Here is a 275-nt window from a genome sequence, read left to right on the forward strand (position 1 = left end):
CCGATCCGTCGTTGCGGCCGGCGGATGTGGGGTGGTCGCTGGTCAGTTCACGGGAGGCGTTTGATCACCGGGCTGTCGTTGTTGGGGCCGACCGGAACGAGTTGATGTCGGGTCTAAGGTCTGTTGCCGCGGGTCAACCCGTTCCAGGGGTGGTGCAGGGCACTGCTCGGGCTGATGGCCAGGTGGTGTTTGTGTTCCCTGGTCAGGGTGCGCAGTGGGTTGGTATGGCTCAAGACCTGCTGGAATCCTGCCCGGTGTTCGCTGAGTCGATGGGC

1 protein-coding gene is annotated in these 275 nt (G+C 64.0%); it reads left to right on the forward strand.

The window, feature by feature from the left end; translation table 11 throughout:
* Positions 1-104: 104 nt before the first annotated feature.
* Positions 105-275, forward strand: a 171-nt coding sequence (locus tag O5O46_RS35425) for an acyltransferase domain-containing protein (RefSeq protein WP_333482462.1), incomplete at its 3' end; no start/stop codon positions are given.

This window comes from Streptomyces sp. RPT161 (genome assembly GCF_027533845.1).
Taxonomy (GTDB): Bacteria; Actinomycetota; Actinomycetes; order Streptomycetales; family Streptomycetaceae; genus Streptantibioticus_A; species Streptantibioticus_A silvisoli_A.